Source organism: Bacteroides graminisolvens (assembly GCF_963666085.1).
Classification (GTDB): Bacteria; Bacteroidota; Bacteroidia; order Bacteroidales; family Bacteroidaceae; genus Bacteroides; species Bacteroides graminisolvens.
This window is the reverse complement of the sequence record NZ_OY762556.1, coordinates 3157424-3178990: the sequence shown is the minus strand read 5'-3', so window position 1 is coordinate 3178990 and position 21567 is coordinate 3157424. Positions and strand designations below refer to the sequence as shown.

Below are 21567 nucleotides of genomic sequence, written 5' to 3'. Positions count from 1 at the left end.
TGTAACGATTAAGACGAATGAGTATAAAATGAGGAAATTAGCTTATACAATATGGGGCGTTTGCTGTGTGCTGGGCAGTGTGGCCGGCGCACAAGTGCCCGATGATTCGGGGCGGACAGCCGACTGGGAGAATCATCATGTGTTGCAAATAAACAGGGAGCCTGCAAGGGCTGCTTTCTTTGGGTACGATAAAAAGGCGGGCGACCGTCTTTTATCGCTCAACGGTACTTGGAAGTTCCACTGGTCACCAACACCTCAGGGGCGGGTGAAGGATTTCTACCGCTTGCCGTTCAACGATTCTTCGTGGACGGACTTTCAGGTGCCTGCCAATTGGGAGAATAACGGTTACGGAACACCCATTTATGTTTCGGCAGGTTATCCGTTCCGCATTGATCCTCCGCGGGTTATGAGCGAGCCGAAGAAGACGTACACCACGTTTGTTGAACGCAACCCGGTGGGGCAGTACAGAAGAGAATTTGCTTGTCCGGCTCACTGGCAGGGCAGCGGACAAACGTTCCTTCGTTTCGATGGTGCCATGAGTGCTTTTTATGTTTGGATAAACGGAGCCTTGGTTGGTTACAGTCAGGGCAGCATGGAGCCCAGCGAATTTAACGTTACCCGTTACCTGAACAAAGATAAAAACCTCATTGCTGTGGAGGTGTACAAATATAGTGATGGTTCGTACCTGGAAGATCAGGATTTCTGGCGCTTCGGAGGCATTCACCGCAGCATTACGCTGTTTCACACGCCAGATGTACGCATCAGTGATTTTTCGGTGCGTACGCAGCTCGATGACAGCTACACCGATGCCACGCTTCAGGTTGATCCGGAGCTGGCGGTATTTGGTAGCGAACGGGGCAAGGGTTACCGGGTGGTTGCCCGTTTGGAAGATGCGAATGGTCGTGTGATCTCTTCTGCTTGGGCAGATGCGGAGCCTATTCTCGATCTGGATCACAAGGCATCTGTCATGAACGAATGGTTTCCGCAACGGGGACCTCGTAAGACGGGACGCATCAGCATGGAGGTGAAGAATCCGTTGAAGTGGACAGCCGAAACGCCTAACCTGTATAGCTTGTATCTGTGTTTGAACGACAGCAACGAGGTGACTCGTGAGCAGGTGCGCACGCAGGTGGGTTTCCGCAAGGTGGAGGTGAAGAATGGCTTGTTGCTGGTCAACGGTAAACCCATCCGCTTCCGCGGGGTGAACCGCCACGAGCACGATCCGCTTACGGCACGTGTGATGAGTGAAGAGCGCATGCTGCAAGATATTTTGCTGATGAAACAGGCCAATGTGAATGCGGTGCGTACCAGTCATTACCCCAATGTAACCCGTTGGTATGAATTGTGCGACAGTCTGGGGCTTTATGTGATGGACGAGGCCGATATTGAGGAACATGGTTTGCGGGGTACGTTGGCTAGCACACCCGACTGGCATGCGGCGTTTCTGGATAGGGCAGTACGCATGGCTGAACGCGATAAGAATCATCCGTCTGTTATTATGTGGAGCATGGGTAACGAAAGCGGTTACGGACCCAACTTTGCTGCTATCTCAGCATGGTTGCGCGATTTTGATCCCACTCGTCCGATACACTACGAAGGTGCACAGGGAGTCGACGGTGAACCCGATCCGGCTACGGTAGATGTGATCAGTCGTTTTTATCCGCGTGTGCAACAGGAGTATCTCAACCCAGGCATAGCCGAAGGAGCCGATAAGGAACGTGCGGAAAATGCTCGTTGGGAACGCCTGCTCAGCATAGCACAACGCACGAATGATAACCGTCCGGTACTGACCAGCGAGTATGCTCATTGCATGGGCAACGCGTTGGGTAACTTCAAGGAGTATTGGGAAGAAATATACAGTCACCCGCGTATGGTGGGCGGCTTCATCTGGGATTGGGTGGATCAGGGTATCTACAAAAAACGACCCGATGGTCGAACCATGGTAGCCTATGGTGGTGATTTTGGTGACGTGCCCAACCTGAAAGCATTCTGCTTCAACGGGGTGGTACGCAGCGACCGGGAAATTACGCCCAAGTACATGGAAGTGAAAAAGGTATATGCTCCGGTTTACCTGTCGTTGAAAGACAACAGTGAATTGCTGGTTACCAATCACAACCACCACATCGGCATGGAAGGCTATCGCTGTTTGTGGAGCATCAGCGTTGACGGCAAGGTAAAGAAACAAGGTGAACTGGCGTTGCCGCAGTTAGAGCCGGGTAGCACGGCTACGGTTACGCTTCCTGCGGTTATCAGCGGGTTTGCTGCTCCTCAGGGCAGTGATGTTCGTTTGCTGGTGCGTGTGGTGTTACGCAATGATTGCACATGGGCCAAAGCCGGGCACGAGGTTAGCTGGGAGCAGTTCTGCTTGCAAGCCGGTGACACCGCTTCGGCACAGCTTCTCAACAAAGGGAAACTGCTGGTAGAGGAAGCGAATGATTCACTCCTCACAGCGAAGACAAAAGGTTTTTCTGCGGGGTGGAATACCACCAACGGCCAATTGGTTTCGCTTTGCTACAACGGGAAAGAGATGCTGGCACAGGGGTTGTACACACAAGCGTTTCGTGCACCGACCGATAACGATAAAGGATTTGGCAACTGGCTAGCTAAAGATTGGGAGCAACACGGACTCAGTACGCCGCAACACGCTTTACGCTCGTTTGCACACCATCTGCGTGCCGATGGAGCCTTGGTGGTTGAAGCGGTGACCGAAAACAAATACAACCGCGGAAGCGTGGTAACTGCTACCGTTTACACCGTTACGGCACAGGGACAGCTGGATGTGAAGGCTACTTTTACTCCGGAAGGGGAACTGCCCGAATTGCCCCGTCTGGGAGTCAGCATGGCAATTGCAGCCGGATACGAAAACTTTGCATGGTACGGCAGGGGACCGCTCGACAGCTATCCGGATCGTAAAACAGCGGAGACTATCGGTCTTTGGAACGACAAGGTGGCTGCACAGTACACCCCATATCCTCGTCCGCAAGAGAGTGGCAACAAGGAAGAGGTGCGCTACTTGCGGCTCACAGATGCCAAAGGGCAGGGCATACAGGTAGAGGCTGTAGGAAAGCTGTTTGCTGCTTCGGCACTGCATTTTACCGCGCAGGATTTGGCGGGTACGGCTCACGATTGCGACTTGAAACCCCGTCAGGAAGTAATCTTGAATCTGGATGCGGCTGTACTCGGACTGGGCAACAGCAGTTGTGGTCCCGGTGTACTGAAGAAGTATGCCATTGAAAAGGTACCGCACACCTTGCATGTACGCTTTCAGAAGGTGAAATAATTCCGTAGCCCGCATGCGTGGGCTGCGCTGATCTATAAAAATAAATCCGCCTCAGAAGAGAACGCCGGCTACGGGTTCATTTCTGAGGCGGACTTTTTTTGTTTTATTTTAGGCAGGTGTAAACGTTCCTACGTTTATCAGCACACCGTTTTTAAATAACAATTCAATGAAGTTCTCACACCAATGGCCATTAATCGTAAAGGTAATGGCACAGCTTTCAGTATATTCTATGTTTCTGGATCTTCCTTTTTCAATAGTTACCGGATAATGGTAAAACAGAGCTGTTTTTGTGTTGCCATTGCGCTGCATCAATAGCTTGTCACCTATTTTAAAGGTTTCTCCTCGTGCCTTGCCTACCCATAAATGGGTATCGGAAATGGTGAAGTCTTTCAACGCATTTTTTAGAAAGTAGAGTTTGCTTTGGTGGTAAGTCCACACCTCCATCATGGCATCATCTACTTCGGAATAAAGGGTTTCCGTTTGAGTTGGTTTCCCTAAAATCTTCAGGGCTTGTTCTGACGAGTCGCCTAAGTACAGGGCTTTTTGTGTAGCTCCGGCTTTCATTAATCCGAAAGACTTTACATCACCTGTAAGGGTATCTTGGGCTGTAGCCCATGAAAAGGATAGAATTGCGAATAGCAAGCTTAATTTAATTCTCATTTGTCAATGATTTATGGTTTGATATTAGGCTTGCAAAGATAAGCTTCTTTCCTTGTAGGACAAATACCTACTTTCAGGTAATTATTTTACTCTGCGGTTCAACTGGTTATTGGCTTTGTTGGGACGCGACTTCCCGATGCGCTTGCCGGTTGGTTGCACTTTTTTGCCATTCTTACGGGGAATTTCACGCTTGGGTTTTTCGGAGCTGTTATTCATCTTTTCTTTTTGTTTTAATGGGTCATTGCATGCACACCAGTTGGTGAGAACATGGCTCGGCAAAGGTAAACAAATAATGCCATAAATGCGTGTTTTGTGGGTACAAATACCTGCTTGCTGCGTCTTAATGAGTAGCTATAGATATAACAAATATTCGAAATATAATGATGAGACGATTGAAATGGAGCCGTTTATTCTCGGCTCTGTCGCTATGGATGGCGTGTACCGCTTCGCTGGGGGCGCAAACGAAGGTACCGGTTACAACAAGACATTACCTTTCCGGTACGGGCAGTGATGACATGGTGCAATGGGATTTCTTTTGTACCGATGGTCGTAACTCCAACAAATGGACGAAAATAGGGGTACCTTCTTGCTGGGAATTGCAGGGGTTCGGTAAGTTCCAATATGGAATAGGTTTCTACGGGAAACCCTTTCCTGAGGGCATTGCCGATGAAAAGGGTATGTACAAATATGAGTTCGATGTGCCGGCTCAATGGCGCGGAAACGCAGTTGAACTGGTGTTCGAGGCTTCCATGACCGACACGGAAGTGAAGGTGAACGGACGCAAAGCCGGAAGCAAGCACCAGGGAGCGTTCTATCGTTTTACTTACAACGTAACGGATCTGCTGAAATACGGAAAGAAAAACTTGCTGGAGGTAACCGTGAGCAAGGAGAGCGAGAATGCCGGTGTGAATTTGGCCGAGCGCAGAGCCGACTATTGGAACTTCGGAGGTATTTTCCGTCCGGTATTCCTTGAAGTAAGACCAGCTGTGAACATCAGCAGGGTAGCTATCAACGCTACAGCCGATGGCGCGTTTGTGACCGACTGCTATCTCAATATGGCTGCTGCCAACACCAAGGTGCGTACTGTAATTTTCGATGCCAAAGGCAAAAAGGTGGCCGAAGAGGTGACTCCTGTTAAGGCAGGGGGCGACTGGACCACGGTGACTGCCCGTGTGCAGAAACCTTTGTTGTGGAGCGCTGAAACGCCTAACTTATACAAGGCTGAGTTTTCATTGCTGGCAGCAGATGGTAGTGTGCTGCACCGTGAAACGAAATCGTTTGGTTTCCGCACCATCGAGGTGAAGGAGAGCGATGGAATGTACATCAACGGGGTGCGGGTAAACATCCGCGGGGTGAACCGTCACAGCTTCCGTCCGGAAACTGGGCGCACGCTGAGCAAAGCCAAGAACATAGAAGATGTGCTGCTGATTAAAGACATGAATATGAACTCGGTGCGCTTGTCGCACTATCCGGCCGATCCTGAATTTCTTCAGGCTTGCGACTCATTGGGACTTTACGTGATGAGTGAGCTGGGTGGCTGGCATGGCAAATACGATACGCCCACCGGTGTGAAGCTGATTAAGAGCATGGTGGAACGTGACGTGAATCATCCGTCGGTTATCTGGTGGAGCAACGGAAACGAGAAAGGCTGGAATACCGAACTGGATGGTGAGTTCCACAAGCACGATCCGCAAAAGCGTCCGGTTATACATCCGCAGGGTAATTTTGGCGGATTTGAAACCATGCACTACCGTTCTTACGGTGAGAGCCAGGAGTACATGCGTCTGCCCGAAATCTTTATGCCTACAGAATTCCTTCACGGTTTGTATGACGGTGGTCACGGTGCCGGTTTGTGGGATTACTGGGAAATGATGCGCAAGCATCCGCGTTGCATCGGTGGCTTCCTTTGGGTGCTGGCCGACGAAGGGGTGAAGCGTGTCGACATGAATAACTTCATCGATAATCAAGGTAATTTTGGTGCCGATGGAATTGTTGGACCTCATCATGAAAAGGAGGGTAGCTACTTCACCATTAAACAGATATGGAATCCGGTTCAGGTGATGAACACGAAGCTGACTACTGCTTTCGATGGGGTACTTCAAGTGGAGAACCGTTACGATTTTCTGAACCTGAATACTTGTACTTTTGCTTGGAAATACGTTCGTTTCCCACAAGCTACGGATGCGCAAAAAGCAGTAAAGGTGCTGAAAAGTGGCGAGGCGAAAGGAAGCAATGTGGCACCGCATGCTGCGGGAACGTTGCAGATTGCTCCGGCGGTGAAAGATGCCGATGCGTTGCTGCTTACGGCAATAGACGCTTACGGTAAGGAGTTATTTACCTGGAGCTTTAAATTGGATAACAGCAGTGTGGCTGCTGCAGGTGTTGACCCGCAAAAGGCATCGGCTGCTACGTACTCGGAAACGGCCGAAGCGCTGACTGTGAAGGTGGGCGACAAGGAATATACGTTCTGCAAGAAAGACGGACAGCTGAAGCAGGTGAAACTGGGTAGCAAGCTGATGAGCTTTGCCAATGGTCCGCGTTTCATCGGCGCACGTCGTGCCGACCGTTCGTTGGATCAGTTCTACAACCACGACGATGAGAAAGCGAAAGAGAAAGACCGCACGTATACGGAGTTTACAGACGCAGCCCGCTTCACCGGATTCGACGTGAAACAGGAGTCGGGTGTGCTGGTGGTAACAGCCAATTATAAGTTAGGCAACCTGGACAAAGCACAGTGGAGTGTGCTGGCCGATGGTACACTGGTGCTCGATTATACGTATAACTTCAGTGGTGTAGTCGATTTGATGGGTATCTGTTTTGACTATCCCGAAGAAAAGGTGCTGAGCAAGCAATGGTTGGGCGACGGTCCGTACCGGGTGTGGCAAAACCGCTTGCACGGTCCGCAATACAACTTGTGGGAGAATGATTACAACGATCCCGTGCCTGGTGAGAGCTTTACTTATCCTGAGTTCAAAGGTTACTTTGCTAACGTTTCATGGATGAACATCCGCACCCGCGAAGGCGTGATCAGCATCACCAACCACACACCGGATGCGTATGTGGGAGTGTATCAACCACGCGATGGTCGCGATCGTTTGCTCTATACACTGCCCGAAAGCGGAATATCTCTGCTCAACGTGATCCCGGCTGTGCGTAACAAAGTGAATGCAACCGACCTTTGCGGTCCGTCGTCACAACCCCGTTGGGTTAGTGGAGCGCAACAGGGACAAATAGTACTTCGCTTCCAAGCAAACTAAATCATCACTTCATCTATATAGCTCACTGCTCGTGAGGTATATAGATGATCAATCATCAGGTATATAGCTGCGGCTTGCGGGCTATATAGCTTACATACATTGAGGTATATAGCTCACAACTCAGTAGCTATATACCTCTTTTTAATGGGTACAATTGCTATCTTTGTTCGTCTCCTTAGTATAATAATAGGCAAAATCATGATCAACACGAAACTTCGTATACTTTCGCTACTTGCTTGCTTCGTTGCTCTTTTGGGTAGTATAACGGCGCAGGAAGCTCTTCGTAATCATTTTCGCAACCCATCGGGCGAGGCAAAGCCCTGGACATTCTGGTACTGGATGTATGGTGCTGTTTCCAAGGAAGGCATCAAAGCCGATCTGGAAGCGATGAAGCAAGTCGGCTTGGGCGGAGCTTACCTGATGCCCATTCGTGATTCCTCACGCTTTAGTGAATACCCCAATCCGGCCAATCAGCTTACACCTCAGTGGTGGGAGATGGTGCGTTATAGCATGCAGGAAGCCGACAGACTGGGATTGCAGTTGGGTATGCACATTTGTGACGGTTTTGCCTTGGCGGGTGGTCCGTGGATTACTCCTGAAGAATCTATGCAGAAGGTAGTATGGAGTGACACCATCGTGTCGGGAGGCAATTTGCGCAACGTACGCCTCAAGCAGCCCGAATCATACAAAGGATTCTACAAAGAGATTGCCTTGCTGGCTCTGCCTGCCACGCAGTGGGCGGGTGATGCCGGTACTCAACCGGTGCGTATCACGTCGGGCAACACGGATATGGGTAAGACTATTGACCCTGCCAAAGGTATTACCATTGCTGCCGACGGAGTTATTCGTTCGTCACTTCCCTGCTGGATTCAGTATGAATATGCCCGGCCGTTTACCTGCCGCAACGTGGAGGTGATTCTGAACGGTAACAATTATCAGGCACATCGCCTGAAGGTAATGGCGAGTGATGACGGGGTAAATTTCCGCTTGGTGAAGCAGTTTGTCCCTGCCCGTCAGGGATGGCAAAATACAGATGAGAACTCTACTCACAGCATACCGGCCACTACGGCTCGTTACTTTCGTTTTTACTGGGATCCAGCGGGTAGTGAACCGGGTAGTGAAGACATGGATGCTGCCAAGTGGAAACCGAACTTAAAGATTAAGCAACTGGTGTTGCACAGCGAACCGCGTCTCAATCAGTGGGAAGGTAAAGCCGGACTGGTTTGGCGTGTTGCTGCTCGCACTACGGATAAGGAGATTGGCGCTGCCGATTGCATCAACCCAAATCAGGTCATCGACCTCACCCGTTATTTGAAGGACGGGGTGCTTACTGCGAAATTACCCAAAGGGAAATGGAGGTTGTTGCGCATGGGGCACACGGCAACGGGGCACACCAACGCTACCGGTGGTGGGGCTATCGGACTGGAGTGCGATAAGTTTAGTGAGGCGGCCGTGCGCAAGCAGTTCAACAACTGGTTTGGTGCTGCGTTTAGCAAAACGGATCCGGCTTTGGCACGTAAAGTTCTTAAATACATGCACGTTGACAGTTGGGAGTGTGGCAGTCAGAACTGGAGCTCCAATTTTGCTGCTGAGTTCCACAAACGCAGAGGTTATTCGCTGATGCCTTACCTGCCTCTGCTGGCGGGTATTCCGATGGAGAGCGCTTCTCGTTCGGAAGATGTGCTTCGCGATGTGCGTACCACCATTAGTGAACTGGTGGTCGATGTATTCTATAAAACGCTGGCTGCCTGCGCACAATCGTACGGCTGCGAGTTCTCGGCCGAATGTGTGGCACCTACCATGGTGAGCGACGGATTGTTGCACTATCAGGTAGCCGACAGACCCATGGGGGAATTCTGGTTGAACAGTCCCACTCACGATAAACCAAACGATATGCTCGATGCCATTAGCGGTGCACATATCTACGGAAAGAATATTATTCAGGCAGAAGGCTTTACGGAGTTGCGCGGCACATGGAACGAGCATCCGGCTATGCTGAAGACTTTGCTCGATCGCAACTATGCATTGGGTATCAACAAATTGTTTTTCCATGTGAACACGCACAACCCGTACACGGATCGTCAGCCGGGCATGACGCTGGATGGCATCGGACTGTTTTTCCAACGGGATCAAACTTGGTGGAAGGATGGTGGAAAGGCGTTTGTTGAGTACATCGCTCGCTGTCAGACTTTGTTGCAATACGGACATCCGGTTGCTGATGTAGCTGTGTTTACCGGTGAAGAGATGCCTCGACGGGCTGTATTGCCCGAGCGTTTGGTACCTTCACTTCCGGGTTTGTTTGGTAGTGAACGGGTGGAGAGCGAACGGGTGCGACTGGCTAATGTGGGCCAGCCTTTGCGTGAACAACCGGTGGGTGTGAGTCATTCAGCCAACATGGCCGATCCCGATCAATGGGTGAATCCGTTGCGCGGTTACGCATACGATTCCTTTAATCGAGATGCACTGCTTCGCTTGGCTAAGGTGAAGAACGGCCGGTTAACACTACCCGGCGGAGCGTCCTATAAGGTGTTGGTGTTGCCATTGCCACGTCCCATGAGTCCCGACAGTCTGCCTCTTTCTCAGGAAGTGCAAGCCAAAGTGAACGAATGGCGTGATGCAGGTATCATTATACCTCAACTTCCGTATATGGAAAGCGATTTCTCTGCTTACGGTTTGCAGCGTGATGTCATCGTTCCGGCCGATGTGGCGTGGACTCACCGTTGCGGTAAGGAAACCGATATTTACTTCATCTCCAACCAACAAGATAAAGAACGTAGTTTCCCGGTAAGCATGCGTCAGAGTGGCATGCACGTTGAACTCTGGAATCCGGTAACGGGTGAGATCACTCCCGTAGCCTGCACAGAACGCAACGGACGTACCGAAATAACCGTGAAACTGCATGCCAATGAGTCGGTATTCGTGGTGTTGACGAAAACTCCCCGTTCGGCTGTGCAGCAGAGTGCCGAAATTAAGACCACTACTGTTCTAACATTAAACGGTAGTGAGTGGAACATTCATTTTCCTCGCATCAATCAAGAAATAAAGGATAGTAAGCTGTTTGACTGGACTACCTCGCTCAATGAAAAGGTGAAATATTACTCGGGTACGGCAACCTATCAAACAACCTTCACTTGGAGTGCCAAGGGTAGTGCCAAGGGGGTAACAGGTCGTGTGTATCTTTCAGTGGGTAAGGTGGCAGATGTGGCTACAATCAAGGTTAACGGAGTAGATTGCGGTACGTTGTGGACTGCCCCTTACTGTGTCGATGTAACGCATGCCTTGAAGAAAGGACAAAATACATTGCAGATTGAAGTGACCAACACGTGGGCCAATGCCATTAATGGAGCCGACAAAGGGAAAGCTCCTTTCGAAGGTATATGGACCAATGCGAAGTACCGCATGAAGGAAGACGTTTTGATTCCGGCAGGCTTGCTCGGTCCGGTGCAGCTGCTTGAACAACAAATGAAATAACAACAATATTATAAAGGAAGACAATGAAAAAATCAGTTTTACCAAGAAAAACGCTGCTGCTTGCCTGTTTGTTGGCAACTGCGCTTGGTGTGAAGGCAGAGGTAAAGCTCCCTGCTATTTTCTCAGACGGTATGGTGATGCAACAACAAAGCAACGCTAACCTCTGGGGTACGGCTACAGCCGGTAAACAGGTGGTCATTACTACCGGATGGAACAATAAACAATACCGCACCAAAGCCGATGCTACCGGTAAGTGGCAGGTAGCTGTGGCTACTCCCAAGGCTGGCGGACCGTATACACTTACCTTTAACGATGGTCAAACAACTTCACTGAAGAATGTGTTGGTAGGTGAGGTGTGGCTTTGCTCAGGTCAAAGCAACATGGAAATGCCCATGAAGGGCTTCAAAAACCAACCGGTGGCAGGAGCCAATATGGATGTTCTGAAGAGTAAGAATCCCGCTATCCGTTTGTTTACCGTGAAGCGTACTTCTACCTTATTGCCTCAAACTGATGTGGTGGGTAGCTGGCGGGAAGCCGAACCTAAAACGGTATATGAATTCAGTGCAACGGCTTACTATTTCGGTAAACTAATACAAGAAATGCTGCAAGTTCCTGTGGGGCTGGTGGTTACTGCCTGGGGTGGATCGGCTGCTGAAGCATGGATGACGGAGGATATGCTAAAAGCCTTTCCCGATGCTAAAATTCCCCGTACGGATGAGGATATCAAGTCGAAAAACCGCACGCCTACAGTGTTGTACAACGGAATGTTGAACCCGCTGATCGGTCTGACCATGAAAGGAGTTATTTGGTATCAGGGTGAAGATAATTACAACCGTGCACACACTTATGCAGATATGTTTGCCACGTTGATTAAGGGCTGGCGTGCTGCCTGGAAGCAAGGTGATTTTCCGTTCTACTATTGTCAGATTGCTCCTTACGATTACGGAATTATCACTGAAAAAGGAAAGGAAGTAATTAATTCGGCTTATCTTCGTGAGGCGCAGGCGCAAGTAGAACAACGTGTACCGCATACGGGCATGGCTGTTTTGCTCGATGCAGGAATGGAAAAAGGAATTCATCCGTCGAAGAAAAACATAGCCGGTGAGCGTTTGGCACTACTGGCGCTGAGCAAGACTTACGGTTTTGAGGGATTAAGCGGTGAAAGTCCTTACTACAAAGCCTTCGAGGTAAAGGGTGACACAGCTATTGTGCAATTTGAACGTGCTCCGATGTGGATTACCGGCAAAGATTGCTTTGAATCGAAACTCTTCAAGGTGGCAGGAGCCGACAAAGTGTTCTATCCGGCCAAGGCTTGGATTGAACGCAGTAAAGTGTATGTAAAGAGCGAGCAGGTGCCTCATCCGGTGGCTGTGCGCTATGCATTCGATAATTATGTGGATGGCGATTTGTATGGCTGCAACGGCTTGCCTATATCGTCTTTCCGCACTGATAATTGGTAACGTTATACAAGATATATGAGGAAACTCTTTTCACTATTTTTGATGTTGATCATTGGCGTGCAGGTTCTTCGGGCCCAGCATGCCAATGTTGTTTGGAATACTCCCTCGCGTAATTCGTCGGAATCCATGCCGTGTGGTGGTGGTGACATCGGACTGAATGTATGGGTGGAAAATGGCGATTTACTTTTCTACATCAGTCGCAGCGGTACGTTCGATGAGCACAACTGTCAGCTTAAGCAGGGGCGGGTGCGTATGCGTCTGACACCCAATCTGTTTGCCGTGAAGGATGGTTTCCGTCAGGAACTCAAACTGAATGATGGCTATGTAGAGGTTGCTTGCGGTGGTGCGGTGGTGCAGCTGTGGGTAGATGTTTTCAAACCACTCATTCACGTGGAACTGAAAAGTAACACTCCGGTTACAGCCGATGTCTTCTACGAAAACTGGAGGTATCAGGACCGATTGATACGCAAGGGTGAGGGACAGCAAAATTCCTACAAATGGGTGATGAGAGAGGGCATGGCTACTACGAAAGACTCTATCAGGGCCGTGCGCAATGAGGTGGTTTTTTACCACCGTAATCCGGAACAAACCATTTTCGACGTTGCTGTGGAACAGCAGGGCATGGAGACTGTAAAAGATAAAATGATGAATCCTTTGAAGAACCTTACCTTTGGAGGAAAGCTTTGGGGCGACAACCTTACTTTTGTAGGCACTCAAGAAGGTGTTTATGCGGGAACCGATTACCGCGCCTGGCATTTGCGCACACAGAAACCCGTGCGTACGCAGCAACTTCATATTGCTTTGCATACGCTGCAAACAGCTCACGTAAACGAATGGGAGCAGGGATTGGCTAAGCTTGTAAAGCCTCGTAAACAGGCTATGCTGCAACAAGATAAGAAGAATACGCGTGATTGGTGGAACAGGTTCTGGCAACGTAGCTTTATTGTAGCTGCCAATCCGTCTTCAACTCCTGATTTGGCTAATATTACACGTAACTATACACTGTTTCGCTACATGTTGGGCTGCAATGCGTACGGAACAGTACCTACTAAATTCAACGGCGGACTATTCACCTTTGACCCTTGCCATGTGGATGAGAAGCAATCGTTCACACCCGATTACAGGAAGTGGGGAGGCGGTACCATGACGGCACAAAATCAGCGACTGGTATACTGGCCCATGCTCAAAAGCGGTGATGCTGATATGATGCCTTCTCAGTTTAACTTTTACTTGCGCATGCTCGGCAATGCAGAGTTGCGCAGTAAGGTGTATTGGAATCATGCGGGTGCTTGTTTTGCCGAACAGATAGAGAACTTCGGCTTACCCAACCCGGCTGAATATGGCTTTAAGCGCCCCGCTTATTTCGATAAGGGAGTGGAGTATAACGCTTGGCTGGAGTATGAATGGGACACGGTGCTGGAGTTCTGTCAGATGATTCTGGATTCACATGATTATGCCGGTGCAAACATAGATGCTTACCTGCCCATGATAGATAGTGCACTCACGTTTTTTGATGAGCACTATCGTTACCTGGCCCGACTGCGCGGACGTAAAGATTTGGATGGTAACGGACATTTGGTGCTCTTCCCGGGTTCGGCTTGCGAAACTTATAAAATGGCAAACAATGCTGCCAGCACAGTAGCGGCTTTACGCACGGTGTTGCAAAATTACGGAAAGAAACCCGAGATGCTTGCTAAAATCCCTCCATTGCCTTTGCGCGTGGTGGATGGTAAGGAGATGATAGCACCTGCCAAAACATGGGAGCGTGTGAACAACGTGGAAACCCCACAACTTTACCCCGTGTTTCCGTGGCGTATGTATGGAGTGGGAAGAGATAGTTTGCAACTAGCTCGGAATACATATCTGTATGACCCCGATGCGCTAAAATTCCGTACACACACCGGTTGGAAGCAAGATAACATTTGGGCGGCTTGTCTGGGACTTACGGAAGAAGCTCAAAGGCTGTCTCTGTTGAAACTTGCCGATGGTCCGCACCGTTTCCCCGCATTCTGGGGACCCGGTTACGACTGGACGCCCGATCACAACTGGGGCGGTAGCGGCATGATTGGTTTGCAGGAAATGTTGTTGCAAACAGTGGGTGATCGTATTCTTCTCTTTCCTGCATGGCCTGTCAACTGGGATGTGCATTTCAAACTACATGCCCCCAAACAAACGGTGGTTGAGGCTGAATGGAAAGGTGGTCGACTGACTCAGTTAAAGGTTACACCCGAAAGTCGTCGCAAAGACATCGAATTAATGATTAAGTGAGATAAGTAAGTATAATACATATAAAGAAACAGATTGCATGAAGAAAATTGTATCTACGCTTGTGGCTGTATTGCTCATTACATCGGTATGGGCGCAGAACTATCGTCCGGAAACCTCGGTAGCGGGTTTTATGTCGTTGCCGGGATCGGGCAGAAACGTGTATAATTTTAATCCCGGATGGCGTTTCCATAAAGGAGATGTGGCAGGTGCCGAAGCGTTAAACTTTGATGATTCTGCCTGGCAGGTGGTTTCTACTCCGCATACAGTGGAACTGGAGCCAGCTGAGGCAAGCGGTGGTCGCAATTATCAGGGAATAGCTTGGTATCGCAAACATTTTGTGGTGCCTGCTGCAATGCAGGGTCAGCTGGTTACGGTTTACTTTGAGGCTGTAATGGGCAAGCAGGAAGTCTTCCTCAACGGAAAACTAGTGAGAAAACACGCAGGAGGTTATCTGCCTTTTTCGGTGAACTTGACCGATTATGGTATCAAAGCTGGTGACAAATGTGTGTTGGCCGTAATGACCGACAATAGCAACGATAAGAACTATCCTCCCGGTAAACCTCAGTACACACTCGACTTTGCTTATCACGGTGGCATCTATCGTGATGTGTGGCTCATCGGTAAATCGGATGTGAGCATAACAGATGCGCTCGAAGCCAATAAAGTGGCCGGCGGCGGAGTGTTTGTGCATTTTGATCAGATATCTGAGAAGAAGGCACAGGTGTTTGTTGATACGGAGGTAAAGAATAGCGGAACGGCACGCAGGGTGGTTACAGTAGAAACCACATTGACCAATGCATCCGGAAAGAAAGTAAAGCAGACTTCGAGCCGTGTAATGCTCAACGCTGGTGAAAGTGTAACGGTAAAACAGAAGATGCAGGTAAGCAATCCGCATCTGTGGAGCCCGGATTCTCCTTATTTGTATAGAGTGGAATCTCGTGTTGCGGAAGGCAAACTGGCACTCGACGGTGGTGTAACCCGCGTAGGTATTCGCAAAGCTGAGTTTAAAGGTAAAGACGGATTTTGGCTCAACGGTAAGCCGTTTGGCCAGTTGGTAGGAGCCAATCGTCATCAGGACTTTGCTTATGTAGGCAATGCATTGCCTAATTCGCAGCAATGGAGAGATGCTAAGCGTTTGCGTGATGCCGGCTGTCGCATTGTTCGTGTGGCTCATTACCCGCAGGATCCTTCCTTTATGGATGCGTGTGACGAATTGGGTATTTTCGTTATTGTAGCAACTCCGGGTTGGCAGTATTGGAACAAAGATCCTGAGTTTGCCCGTTTAGTGCATGAAAACACCCGCATGATGATTCGTCGTGACCGTAACCATGCTTCGGTACTGATGTGGGAACCTATTTTGAATGAAACGCGTTATCCGCTCGACTTTGCATTGGAAGCTTTGCAAATCACAAAAGACGAATACCCTTATCCGGGGCGTCCGGTAGCTGCTGCCGATGTCCACTCGGAGGGAGTGAAGGAACATTACGACGTGGTGTACGGATGGCCGGGCGATGATGTAAAAGGTGTTGCACGGCAATGCATCTTTACCCGTGAGTTTGGTGAGAATGTTGACGATTGGTATGCGCACAACAATAATAACCGTGCTAGTCGCAGCTGGGGTGAGCGCCCCATGTTGGTACAAGCTTTGTCATTAGCTAAAAGCTATGATGAGATGTATCAAACCAACGGACAGTTTATCGGAGGTGCGCAATGGCATCCGTTTGATCATCAACGGGGGTATCATCCGGATCCGTATTGGGGAGGAATCTTTGATGCTTTCCGTCAGCCCAAATACGCGTATTACATGTTTCGCAGTCAGACAGCAGCCAACCTGAATCATCCTTTGGCTGAAAGTGGACCTATGGTTTACATCGCACATGAAATGTCCCAGTTTTCAGATAAAGATGTGGTTGTGTTCAGTAATTGCGATTCAGTGCGACTGTCTATTTATGACGGTACTCGTAGCTGGACGAAACCGGTTGTGCATGCTAAAGGACACATGCCCAATGCTCCTGTTATATTTGAAAACGTATGGGATTTCTGGGAAGCAAGAGGTTATAGCTATGTTCAGAAGAACTGGCAAAAGGTAAATTTGGTTGTCGAAGGCATTCGGAACGGAGAGGTGGTGTGTACTACCAAGAAAATGCCGTCGCGCCGGTCAACCAAGTTGCAGTTGCGGGTAGATTATCAAAATTCACCTCTCGTAGCGGATGGATCCGACTTCATTGTTGTTGTGGCCGAAGTAACGGACGATAGCGGCAATGTGCGTCGCTTGGCTAAAGAAAATGTAGTGTTCACGGTTGAAGGTGAAGGTGAGATAATAGGTGATGCAACCATCGGAGCCAATCCCCGTGCAGTGGAATTCGGTTCGGCACCGGTGCTTATTCGTTCTACCCGTAAGGCCGGTAAGATTAAAGTAAAGGCTCGTGTACAATACGAAGGTACCCATGCGCCCACACCTGCTGAGATTGAGATTGAAAGCGTACCCTCATTACTGCCGGCATGCTTCACTGAGCAAACTCGTCAAACCGATGCTGCGAGTACGGCTAAGGGACAGTCGGCCTCGTCAGAAAAGAAAATATTAAGTGAAGAAGAAAAGCAAAAATTACTTATAGAAGTTGAACGTCAGCAAACCGAATTTGGTGAAAAACACAAGGAATAGTTTTTTTTGCTACCTTTGGAGCGGTTATCACACAATTTGAACGTCACTTTACCATGAAGAAGCTTAGCTTTATCTTTCTATTAATGGTGTACTCATGCTTATCGGTGCATGCGTACACCAATATGATTGTTGAACACTACACGGTTGATCAGGGGTTGCCCAACAACATCGTAAACTGTTCGCTCAAAGGAAGAGATGGCTTTATGTGGTTTGGTACCTGGTACGGCTTGTGCAGTTTCGACGGCAGTAAGTTCCGTGCTTATAACAACCGCGACGGTTTCTATTCAGACATTCCGCCTCGTAAAATCCAGAGTCTGCTCGAAGATAAAAACGGCTTTCTCTGGATCAAAACTGTGGATAGAAAACTCTATGTTTTCGATAAGGTTAACGAACGCTTCCATGCCGTGTATGACGACATGAAAGAGTATTCGGAAAACATTCAGATCATTAAGATACAACTTACCCCCGAAGGCGATGTACTGCTGCTGACCAAAGACAAGAGTCTGCTTCGTGCATCTACTGATAAGGAAGGTAAGATTGACATCCGTTTGCTGCACGATTCGGGCATTAATGCGGCGTTGTATGACTGGCGTTTGCGCAACAATGTGTTTTGTGAAACGCGCGAATACGTTAACTGGATAGGCATTGATTACAAGATATTTTCTTTTCGCAAGGGTAGTAAACTGCTCGATAAACCAATTGACTTTATCAGTAAAAAGATGGGGGTGAGTGCCAAAAAGGTGTTTACTTGTGCCTATGGTGGTGAAAAGGCTGTGTGGCTGGGAGATGAGAATGGAAACCTTTACCGCATTGATCTGACAAGCGGTGGGGTAAACAAATACAGGCTACCGGGTATTGTAAGCAGAATAGAGAATCTGCTGGTTACCGATGCCGGAGTAGTGTATATCAGTATGGGTGGTCAGGGGTTTTATGAATACAACCTCAACAGTCGCTCGCTTCGCAAACTGCCTGTTGCAGCAGGGAAGGCAACAGTAACTCACTCTTTTGTCGATAAGTATGATAAACTGTGGTTTATTGAGGGCAACAGCGGTGCTTTGTGCTATGATCCGCTTAACGATGAGAGTGAACGGTTTACTTTTCCTTCGGGACAGGCTCTTTGTGACTTCTCGGTACAAGATGCCGGTGAACAAGGACTGTTCTTCCTCACTACTTCCGGAGAGGTAATGTCTTATGATCGTGAAACGCGAATTATGACCCGCCTCAACCAGATGAAGCAGTTCATGATTGAAGAGAAGAATCATCTCTTCTTCAATATGCTGATTGACAACGATGGCGTTTTGTGGCTAACATCAACCAGTGCCGGAGTGTATCGCATCAATTTCCCCAAAAAACAATTTCGTTTGCTGGATCCTCGCAGCTTTGGTTCGGTAGATGAGAGCCAGTCGGCTATGGGTATCAAAGCTTTGTTCCAGGCTCGTAACGGAGATATATGGATTGGTACTCGCTGGCAGCAGGTGTACCGTCTGGATCGACAGGGAAGAATCAAACAAGTTTATTCGGCAGCCAATTATCACATAGGCAATGTGTATAACATCATGGAAGATAACAAAGGTAATCTTTGGTTCTCAACCAAAGGTAACGGTTTGGTTAAGGCTGAACCGGACGCTTCTTCCAAGTTAGGCTTTAAGTTTACCCGATTTACGAATAACCCTCAACAAAGTAATTCTATCAGCGGCAACGAGGTGTACTTTACTTTTCAAGACAGTAAAGGACACATTTGGGTAGGTGTGCTGGCTGGTGGACTGAATCTATTGAGTGAGGAACACGGGCAAACGGTGTTTAAACACAAATATAACGGTTTAAAACGTTATCCGTCTTACGGATTGTACATGGATGTGCGTAACATTACCGAAGACAATGACGGACGTATCTGGGTGGGTACTATGGATGGGCTGATGTCTTTTAGCAGTCGTTTCACCTCGCCCGAACAAATAGAATTTGAAACGTATCGCGGACAGAGTGCCAGCTCTAACATTGCCGATAATGATATCTATGTGCTTTACCGTGATAGGGAAGGCAGTATATGGGTGAGTGTGTTTGGCGGAGGAGTTAGTAAACTCATCGGGTACGATAAAATAACTCGCAGACCGTTGTTCAAATCATACGGTTTGCGTGAGGGACTAAACACGGATGTGGTTGTATCTATTGTAGAAGATAAGGACAAATACCTGTGGTTTGTAACGGAAGATGGCTTGTCTCGTTTTGATCGTAAAACGGAGCGTATTCGTAATTTCGACAAATATGACGGGTTCTTTAACGTGAAGATGGAAGAGAGTTCGGCCCTCAAAACATTCGACGGTGAACTGTGGTTGGGCTGTAAACAGGGCGTGCTCATTTTCTCGCCCGACAAGATTGAAACACTCAATGTAAGCTACCAAACGTACATCGTGGATTTCCAGGTGTCGAACAGGGATTTGCGTAGTTTCCGTGAAGATCCCATCCTGATGGAATCGGTGAAATATGCCGATAACATTGAGTTGAAGCACAATCAGTCCATGTTTACCATTGAGTTTGCTGCGCTCAACTATTACAACCAAAACCGGGTGTCTTATAAATACATACTCGAAGGTTACGAAACGGAGTGGCACTTCAACGGCAAGAACCGTATTGCTTCGTACACCAATGTACCTCCGGGCGAATACGTGTTCCGTGTGCAATCCATTGACGAGGCCAATCCCGAATTGCTATCGGAGAAGACACTGCACATCACCATTCTTCCTCCCTGGTGGCGCACGTGGTGGGCATACACCATTTATACGCTTATCGGATTGGCATTGTTATGGGCCATTCTGAAGCTCACGTTCTTCATGATACGCATGAAAAACGACATCTACATTGAGCAGCGGTTATCGGAGCTGAAGATTAAGTTCTTCACTAACATATCACACGAATTGCGCACGCCGCTTACTTTGATCAAAGGCCCTATTCAGGAACTGAAAGAGAAGGAAAGTCTCACAGAAAAAGGGAAGCAGTACGTGGAACTGATGGAAAAGAATACCAATCAGATGCTTCAGTTGGTGAATCAGATACTTGATTTCCGGAAGATACAAAGCGGCAAAATGCGTTTGCACGTATCACAAATAAACCTGAATACGCTGGTAAAAAGCTTCCAGAAAGAGTTTCGTGTACTGGCCGAGGAAAACGAAATCAGTTTCAATTTCCAGTTGGCCGATGAAACCATATACCTCTGGGCCGATAAAGAGAAGCTGGAAACGGTGATTCGGAATATCATTTCAAATGCTTTCAAGTTCACCCCTTCGGGTGGAAGCATTTTTGTGTCGACCGGTTTAGTGGAAGGAAGCGAGCGTTGCTACATCCGTGTGGAGGACAACGGGGTAGGTATACCGCAAAACAAACTATCCGAAATATTTGAGCGTTTCTCGCAAGGAGAGAATGCGCGGAATGCATATTATCAGGGTACCGGCATCGGATTGGCCTTGTCGAAAGAGATTATCTCTTTGCATCACGGAGTGGTGAAGGCGGAGAGTGAAGCCCAACAAGGAGCTGTGTTTACAGTAGAACTTTTGCTTGGAAAGGAACACTATAAGCCTTCTGAGGTTGATTTTTATGTGGGCGACGGTGAGGCAGAGGCTGTGGGCAGCGACTTGTCGTCTGCTGAAACACAGGAGGTTGTTAACGAGGAAGAGGGTATGGATGCTTCATTACCCACTGTGTTGTTGGTTGAGGACAATAAAGATCTGGGCAATCTGCTCAAACTTCAGCTGGAAGACCGTTACAACATTTATCTGGCTGCCAATGGGGTAGAAGGTTTGAAGAAAGTGCATTTGTATCATCCCGATATTGTGGTGACAGATCAGATGATGCCCGAAATGTCGGGTACGGAGATGCTGCAACGTATTCGTCAGGATTTCCAGATCAGTCACATCCCGGTGATCATCCTCACGGCTAAGAATGACGATGAGGCTAAGACCAAAGCCATCAGTATGGGAGCCAATGCTTACATAACCAAGCCATTCAGTAAAGACTATCTTATTGCGCGTATAGAGCAGTTGCTGGGTGAGCGTAAACTGTTCCGCGAACGTGTGTGGACACATTCTGAAGAGGCACAGCCCGACAATTACGAGCAGTACTTGGTAAAGAAAGATATTCAGTTGCTTGAGAAGATACATCAGGTGATTGAAGAAAACCTCGACAACAGCGACTTCAACATTGACACCATAGCTGCCAACGTAGGGTTGAGCCGTTCGGCTTTCTTCAAGAAGTTGAAGAGTCTTACCGGTTTGGCTCCGGTTGACCTTGTGAAAGAGATTCGTCTGAATAAGTCTATCGAACTCATCAAGAATACGGACATGAGCATTTCGGAGATTGCCTTTGCCGTAGGATTCAAGGATTCGGGTTATTACAGTAAGTGTTTCCGCAAAAAGTACGACCAGACTCCCCGCGAATACATGAATGAGTGGAGAAAAGTGTAAACCACCGATTACATAGGCTTTTCTCAATCGTCTTATTTGTAAATATGCAACATTT

The 21567-nt window shown here is 48.4% G+C and carries 9 protein-coding genes; 7 read left to right on the top strand and 2 right to left on the bottom strand.

Going from position 1 to position 21567, the window contains the following annotated elements; genetic code table 11:
• Positions 1 to 28 precede the first annotated feature (28 nt).
• Entirely contained in the window at positions 29 to 3280 is a 3252-nt protein-coding gene (locus tag ACKPCE_RS13430; protein WP_319505558.1) for a glycoside hydrolase family 2 TIM barrel-domain containing protein, read from the top strand.
• 108 nt (positions 3281 to 3388) lie between these two features.
• On the opposite strand, the gene ACKPCE_RS13425 is transcribed toward ACKPCE_RS13430, so the two are convergent.
• Entirely contained in the window at positions 3389 to 3940 is a 552-nt protein-coding gene (locus tag ACKPCE_RS13425; RefSeq protein WP_319505557.1) for a hypothetical protein, read from the bottom strand.
• Positions 3941 to 4021: 81 nt separating this feature from the next.
• Entirely contained in the window at positions 4022 to 4156 is a 135-nt protein-coding gene (locus ACKPCE_RS13420) for a hypothetical protein (RefSeq protein WP_276962354.1), read from the bottom strand.
• Positions 4157 to 4371: 215 nt separating this feature from the next.
• Between ACKPCE_RS13420 and ACKPCE_RS13415 the strand changes: the two genes are divergently transcribed.
• From ACKPCE_RS13415 to ACKPCE_RS13390, 6 genes are all read left to right on the top strand, one after another.
• A complete protein-coding gene (locus ACKPCE_RS13415) occupies positions 4372 to 7197 on the top strand; it encodes a glycoside hydrolase family 2 protein (protein ID WP_319505977.1) in 2826 nt (941 codons plus the stop codon).
• Between the two features lie 198 nt (positions 7198 to 7395).
• On the top strand, positions 7396 to 10668 hold the full coding sequence (locus ACKPCE_RS13410; RefSeq protein WP_319505556.1) for a glycosyl hydrolase: 3273 nt from the start codon (positions 7396 to 7398) through the stop codon (positions 10666 to 10668).
• Positions 10669 to 10691: 23 nt separating this feature from the next.
• Positions 10692 to 12128 carry a sialate O-acetylesterase gene (locus ACKPCE_RS13405; RefSeq protein WP_319505555.1) on the top strand — a complete coding sequence of 479 codons (1437 nt, stop codon included), beginning with the start codon at positions 10692 to 10694 and terminating at the stop codon, positions 12126 to 12128.
• A gap of 15 nt (positions 12129 to 12143) precedes the next feature.
• Positions 12144 to 14396 (top strand): DUF5703 domain-containing protein, encoded by a 2253-nt coding sequence (locus tag ACKPCE_RS13400; RefSeq protein WP_319505554.1) that lies wholly within the window; start codon positions 12144 to 12146, stop codon positions 14394 to 14396.
• Positions 14397 to 14433: 37 nt separating this feature from the next.
• Complete coding sequence (locus ACKPCE_RS13395) at positions 14434 to 17058, top strand: glycoside hydrolase family 2 protein (protein WP_319505553.1); 2625 nt, start codon at positions 14434 to 14436, stop codon at positions 17056 to 17058.
• Between the two features lie 53 nt (positions 17059 to 17111).
• Positions 17112 to 21512 (top strand): hybrid sensor histidine kinase/response regulator transcription factor, encoded by a 4401-nt coding sequence (locus ACKPCE_RS13390; RefSeq protein ID WP_319505552.1) that lies wholly within the window; start codon positions 17112 to 17114, stop codon positions 21510 to 21512.
• Positions 21513 to 21567: the final 55 nt, after the last annotated feature.

Coding starts and splice junctions, on each gene's coding strand:
- ACKPCE_RS13430 (WP_319505558.1), top strand. CDS start 29: ATGAGGAAATTAGCTTATACAATATGGGGCGTTTGCTGTGTGCTGGGC.
- ACKPCE_RS13425 (WP_319505557.1), bottom strand. CDS start 3,940: ATGAGAATTAAATTAAGCTTGCTATTCGCAATTCTATCCTTTTCATGG.
- ACKPCE_RS13420 (WP_276962354.1), bottom strand. CDS start 4,156: ATGAATAACAGCTCCGAAAAACCCAAGCGTGAAATTCCCCGTAAGAAT.
- ACKPCE_RS13415 (WP_319505977.1), top strand. CDS start 4,372: ATGGCGTGTACCGCTTCGCTGGGGGCGCAAACGAAGGTACCGGTTACA.
- ACKPCE_RS13410 (WP_319505556.1), top strand. CDS start 7,396: ATGATCAACACGAAACTTCGTATACTTTCGCTACTTGCTTGCTTCGTT.
- ACKPCE_RS13405 (WP_319505555.1), top strand. CDS start 10,692: ATGAAAAAATCAGTTTTACCAAGAAAAACGCTGCTGCTTGCCTGTTTG.
- ACKPCE_RS13400 (WP_319505554.1), top strand. CDS start 12,144: ATGAGGAAACTCTTTTCACTATTTTTGATGTTGATCATTGGCGTGCAG.
- ACKPCE_RS13395 (WP_319505553.1), top strand. CDS start 14,434: ATGAAGAAAATTGTATCTACGCTTGTGGCTGTATTGCTCATTACATCG.
- ACKPCE_RS13390 (WP_319505552.1), top strand. CDS start 17,112: ATGAAGAAGCTTAGCTTTATCTTTCTATTAATGGTGTACTCATGCTTA.